Source organism: Lewinella sp. (genome assembly GCF_050633125.1).
Classification (GTDB): Bacteria; Bacteroidota; Bacteroidia; order Chitinophagales; family Saprospiraceae; genus Lewinella.
In genome coordinates, this window is sequence record NZ_JBOEFX010000181.1 from 1 (window position 1) to 6,464 (window position 6,464).

4 protein-coding genes are annotated in these 6,464 nt (G+C 47.8%); all 4 read right to left on the reverse strand.

The features are described from left to right. Positions 1-150 precede the first annotated feature (150 nt). Entirely contained in the window at positions 151-1,362 is a 1,212-nt protein-coding gene (locus ACRBG0_RS27290; RefSeq protein WP_431489997.1) for an acyl-CoA dehydrogenase family protein, read from the reverse strand. A 282-nt stretch (positions 1,363-1,644) separates the two neighbouring features. Beyond that, positions 1,645-2,406 (reverse strand): SDR family NAD(P)-dependent oxidoreductase, encoded by a 762-nt coding sequence (locus ACRBG0_RS27295; RefSeq protein ID WP_431489998.1) that lies wholly within the window; start codon positions 2,404-2,406, stop codon positions 1,645-1,647. A gap of 709 nt (positions 2,407-3,115) precedes the next feature. Next, complete coding sequence (locus tag ACRBG0_RS27300; RefSeq protein ID WP_431489999.1) at positions 3,116-4,432, reverse strand: ABC transporter substrate-binding protein; 1,317 nt, start codon at positions 4,430-4,432, stop codon at positions 3,116-3,118. 229 nt (positions 4,433-4,661) lie between these two features. Next, positions 4,662-6,464, reverse strand: a 1,803-nt coding sequence (locus ACRBG0_RS27305; RefSeq protein WP_431490000.1) for a PQQ-binding-like beta-propeller repeat protein, incomplete at its 5' end; no start/stop codon positions are given.

Here is a 6,464-nt window from a genome sequence, read left to right on the forward strand (position 1 = left end):
AGCATAGGCCCAGGCTGCGACCAAGAGGCTCTGCGCGCCATCGCCAAAATGCACCACGAAGGCATCCGTTGGATTCCTGGCAAGCAGGATGGTGCTCCGGTTGCAGTGACCTTTAGCATTCCGATTACTTTTAGGCTACAGTAAACAGGCTTACATCCACATTTTAACGGTATTCCGACCCAATTGGTACATGTGTACCTCGTCTGGCCCATCGGCTATGCGAATGATACGTGAATAGGCAAAGAAGCTTGCCAAAGGTGTATCACCAGATACCCCCATGCCGCCGTGTGCCTGGATAGCCCGATCTACGACACCCTGACACATACGGGGCGCGACAATCTTGATCATACTGATCAAATCCTTGGCGCCCTTGCTGCCTTCTCTATCCATTTTGTCCGCAGCGGAGAGGGTCAGCAGGCGAGCTTGTTCGATCTCGCAACGCGAGGTGGCTATATCTTGCCTGATGCTGGAGAAATCCTTGAGGGTACGCCCGAAAGCTTGTCGGCTAGCTACCCGCTGGCACATCAGCTCCAGGCTACGTTGGGCAGCTCCCACCAGACGCATACAGTGGTGAATACGGCCCGGCCCAAGACGCCCTTGAGCGATCTCAAAACCTCGGCCCTCACCAAGTAAAATATTGCTTTTGGGCACCCTCACATTGGTGAGTTTTATCTCTGCATGGCCTTCTGGCGCATCATAGGAACCAAAGACATTCAGCGGGCGCACAATCTCCAAACCGGGCGTATCCATTGGTACCAGAATCATACTCTGCTGCACATGACGCTGAGCCTCAAAATCAGTCTTACCCATCACAATTGCGATCTTGCAATGAGGGTGCATAGCACCCGACGACCACCACTTGCGGCCATTGATCACATACTCGTCACCATCAGCAACGATAGAGGTTTCGATATTCGTCGCATCCGACGAAGCGACATCCGGCTCCGTCATCAGGAAAGCAGAGCGTATCTTTCCTTCCATCAAGGGCTTCAGCCAACGCTCTTGCTGTTCAGGATTGCCGTACTTGGCCAGCACCTCCATGTTTCCGGTATCGGGTGCACTACAGTTGAAAATCTCTGCTGCCCACTTACAGCGCCCCATTAGCTCAGCCAGCGGCGCATATTCCAAATTCGTCAGTCCTGGGCTCAGCTCGCCATAGCTTTTGGGCAGAAATAAATTCCATAAGCCTGCCGACTTAGCCAACCCCTTTAGCTCTTCTATTTTGGGGTGCACCGTCCAGTAATTCTCCGCTTGCCCGTAATAGGTATTGAGCTGCTGCTCAACAGGATAAATGTAGCGATCCATAAATGCTTCTACCTGCTGGATCAAGTCTTGAGTACGCGCTGTATATTCGAAATTCATGTCTTAATTCTTAATTTCCTGAACCCGACAAGGAATTATCAGGAACAGTAAAAAAATAAATTGAGTACAAATGACCAGGTTTCGCGGGCTTTAGTCCGCACTTTTAAAATGGTGATTCGTCCTCCTTACCTCTTACGATTGAAACGCATTGGTTACCCTAAAAAGGAGTGCTTTGATGCACAATTGATTGCGGACTAAAGCCCGCGAAACCTAAATACGTTCAATGATACCGGAATGGTCTCCCTTAACAAGCCAAACCATATCCCTCTACTTGGTGCCCAACTACCCTCCAATTAAATATCCTCCATCTGCGGTGTAGACGCCGCCCGTCATGTAAGAGCCAGCCTCGGAGGCCAGGAGCAGGGCTAAGCCTGTCATCTCTTCAGGCATCGCCATGCGACTCAGGGGAAGGTGTTTCTCTAATTTATGGAGCAGCTTTTCATCTTGCCAGAGGGCTTCGCTCAACTTGGTTTTCACCAAACCGGGGCAGATAGCATTGGAACGAATACCATGCCGGCCCCATTCCTTGGCCTGGTTCTTGGTCAGCATCAATACGGCAGCTTTGCTTACGCTGTAGAGGCCGAGCCCGAAACCGGGGTGCAGTCCCTCTACCGAACTGATATTGATGATGGAACCACCACCTTCTTTGAGGTGAGGCATACATAGATTAGACAAGTGCCAAACGGCCTTGACATTGACGTTCATGATCTTATCGAAAGCATCCTCAGAAGCATCCTCTACTGGACCGAAAATGGGGTTGATGGCCGCATTATTTATCAAGATATCAATACGACCATAAGTGGCCATCGTTTTTTCTACCAAAGCCTCCCGCTGGGCGCTATCGCCTACATGGCAGGCAATGCCTATTGCCTCCAGACCTTGTGCTTTAAATTCTGCTGCTACGGCATCTACCGCATCTTGCTTGCGACTGCTTACCACCACTTTGGCGCCGGCTTCGGCCAGGGTCAAGGCCATTGCTTTGCCAATACCTTTGCTAGAACCGGTGATAATAGCAACCTTCCCGTTTAAATCAAATGCTTTCATGAATTGTTGGCTTTATTTGCTGGCCGGTGAAGATAAGCGAAAATTCGCTATTAAGCATAACACATCAGGGGAGAGAACCCAAGTCCACTACCTGCTCAGCAGCCTCGGCTACAGCTGGGATACACTCAACCATCTGGGCTCCTCGTAGCCTCCAGACTATCCTGACTTATACTAGAAACTCCTACCTGGTTGGTCTTCTGACAAGTACAAAGGCAGGCTGTTCAATATGATGGTAAAGGAGTGAGATGCTTTTAGGCCTGTGTTCACGACCCACCCTCTAGCTCCCTCCCTTTTGATGGAGGGAGGTAAAGTGCGTAAAATGTTGACTGTAAAATAGTTTTAACCGGACAGGAAAGCCCCTCGCCTGGCCAGAGAGGGGTTGGGGGTCGTGAATTCAAGCTAAATGCGTCATGCTATATCATATCAGATTGAACACCCTAAGTATAAAGGAGACTAAAGCCAAGTGCTGGTCGGAAGACCAGCGAGATACAACCTGTTAGTTAGGAAACGAACAGGAGCGATAGAGGTAAGAATTGTATTAGCGCGGAAGGCGGAGCCTGAATTCTAATCTTCCATCAGAAGTGAGGATGAGGGATAGGGATGAATATAATGTAGAGGCACGATACATCGTACCTCTACATTATATTCATGAACAGCCAGGTGCAGTAGGGGCGTTTACGCAACTACCGGCACAGCCATAAAGAAAAGACTATTCGCTACTGACTACAGTCGTTGCTCGGAACAAGCCCTCTATTGTTTCTACGGCGGCTAATGCCGACAGGTGTTCTTGCAGGCTTTCGCTGAAAGCCCAGGCGATATCGGGGGCTAATTCCATGTAATGAGGAGTAACTGGGCGAAGCCGGGCATTGGGCATTACTTGTTTGGCTAAACCAATGGCGGGCACCTGTGCGATCAGCGCCTCGTCTTCATAGAGATGACGTAAAGAGGGTATAATTCCGCCCTGCAAGGCAAGTGTGCGCTGCTGCATTTCGTCGGTCAGGTACTCAATAAATACCCAAGCCGCTTTTTGTTTTTCTTCGCTGGCAAAGGCACTAACCATCAAATTCCAACCGCCCAAGCAACTGTAAGAAGGGTTGCCCTCTTTGCTAACTGGCAATGCTGCCACGCCAACATCGGCGGGGTTTATGGGCGTTTCCTTTGATAAAATTCGGTGATAAGCACCTGGCCAGGAACGCATAAAGATAGCGTCACCATTTTCGAAATCCGCCAAAGCTTCAGCTTCCTTGTATTCGAATACATTAGCGGGTGCCACGCCTCCGGCAACCAGGTTTTGGGCATCCTCAATGCCTTGAATCGCTTCCTGGCTATTGATCATCAGTAGCGGGGCTTGTGATGCTTCTGCATCGACAGAAAAATCCCCCAACAGTACTTCTCCTCCGGCATTCCAGATAAACTCACAGGCATTCGCCACACCTCCTTCATAATTGCCCCCCTGAAACACATAACCATACTTGGTGAAATTAGCATCCTTGATGGTATGCGCCATGATCGCCAAATCTGTCCAGGTCGTTGGCGGAGCATTGAACTTAAACTTTTGGAGCAGGTCTTTACGGTAATAGAGTATCCCCAGGTCAGTGTACCAAGGAACGCCCCATACTTCATTCTGGTAGGAGGCCGAATTTAAAGCCTCGGAAACAAATGCATCGGCTTGGTAATTTTCAAAAAATTGATCGGATAGGTTCTTCACCCAATTCCTTTCGGAAAACGTGGCCGTCCATACTACATCCGCACTCAGTACATCAATGTCGGAACTGCCAGCTTCAAAGGATTTTTCCAACTCGCGGTAATACTCGTTTGATAGGCGAGATGTTTGCTTCCAGGTAACATGAATATCACCTAAGTGGGCTGCATTGAATTGATCAACCAATTGCTGAAGAGTTCCGGAATCTTCTGGCCCGTGGGTGAAAACAATTTCCGTTGGCTCTGAACAAGCGCTCAGTAAAAAGAACAAGATCAGCGAGGTAAAATAGGGTATTGATTGGATAGTTGTAATTCTTTTTCTCATAATCAAATTGGCTTTAATTAGAATTACTATAAATTACGATTTTTTACCCAATTAGTCAATTTTATTTTTACAAAAGAAGGTAATGCAACTTTTAAAATCAAAAAATGAAATAATATCAGAATAAAATAAAACCGCATTTAGAAAAAAAACGCCCCGGACTATAAGGAGGTAGTCCGAGGCATTTATTCGTTAATAGGTTGTTAGTTGTAGGTGGTAGATTTTGGTGGTTCTAAAGCGCGAAAATCTTCAGCTGATCATCTACCAGGTAGTAGAGCTGACCGTAAGAGCTGTCGATCTCATACACCGGCTTATTGTCATCAAATGGGTATTGTTTCACTTCTTCTCCTGTGTTTTTATCCACTTTGAAGAGTACCAATTGGTTGTCATCGTTACCAGCAAAGAAGTAGCCGAAATCATTTTCAACACGACCTACTCTGCGGCGCTTTACCATTTCGCTGGCAGCATCGTTGCCGCTTTCCAGCACAGACTGGCGAGCTTCGTAACGCCCCAATGCTGCATCATCATTAGTGATCACTGAAGAAGACCCAGCCAGGCCATTCTTAACTGAAGCGCCCGCTAAAGCCACAGACATTACTGCTCCTTTCAGGAATCTTTCTCCACGAGAAGGATCTGGGTAGTACTTCCAGGTCACCTCCGACCAATCAGATCCATCGAAGTTCAGCAAAGCAAAACCACGATCATTGTAGAAGAAGTAGCCATTCTCTACTTTATCTACCGATTGTACTTCTTTACGAATACCATAAGTTGTGCGCTCGCTGTCACCTGTTTCCATGTTAATGGCTCTTGCAGAGTGGGTCCAAGGGCCTACCTTGATAGCAGCAGCATTCTCATCATCAAAGTTGGTGAAGACCAACATTTTGGTATCTGCATTATAATCGTAAGCATCATAAGCGTAAGAAGCTGTTCCTCTACCTACATTGACATAAATCTTGCCTCCTTGTGTGTAGAAGTAGTTGTCACCCACCTGGGTCTGACGGCTTCTCCAGGCCATTAAGTATGCAGCAGGCTCTTTGTCCAGTTTCTCGGCCTTTTTCCAAATGTCTTCGCCGGTTGCAGGGTCAATCAGAATACGGCGGTTTTTGAAATAAACCATCAGGCCTTCTTCTTCTACCACAATGTCTCTAACATCTTTTTCTGAGTAATCTTTTTTCCAGCGGCCTTCCGCAGATTTTCCAGGTGTGTAATCGAAGATATTGAAACCTGCATCGTGTACTACGATGTAGCCGTTGTCATAAGGCATGATGAACTCGATATTGCCGTCCATCTTGCTATCGCCCTTGCTCCAGAGACTTTCGCCGGTATTGGCATCCAACAGGTACAGGGTTTTGCTAAACTTATTGGGTGCACCTCCTGCCGTAGGCATGGTCATCATACCACCAAGGCCACCGCGCTTCTCAGCAATCAGGAGCTTGGTTGCATCTTCATTCTGGAAAATATAGCCAGGATCCAGCTTATTGTTCCACTTCAACTGACCACTCGTCAAATCTACAGAAGCCAAGTACTTGTCGTTGTGGTACAGCAAGTCTCCGTTGGCAGTCAACAGTGGTGGGATAACGTATGGTGCAGGACTGCTGGTTTCTGCCGAAGCAACCGCTTGCCCCAGGCCGCTCATCTCACGCAGGTCTACGTCCCACTTCATTTCTGAAGTAAAAGGATCAAGCCCATAAAGGCGAACTTTACCTTTAGCATAAAGCTCTACTAAAATCAGCTCCGCTTCAGGAATGATATAAAAAGTAGAGAAGCTCTTGATTTCATCCTTCACGCCATCCACCAGCACCTGGCCAGTCAGTACGTTCAAGATTGAACCATTCAAAAAGGCAAAAGGGGTGCTGTAGATATCAACATAATCATCAGCTCCTTCACTACCTACCGACTCCAGCGCCGCTGTCGTTTTGTTACGGTCTACCGCCCATAGTTGGGTATGGTCAATGGGGTTGATAGCCGTGTACGTCTCGTTGGTTTGTACGATCGGTACTCCGGTAAAATCATGGATAAAAATAGCTTTACCTCC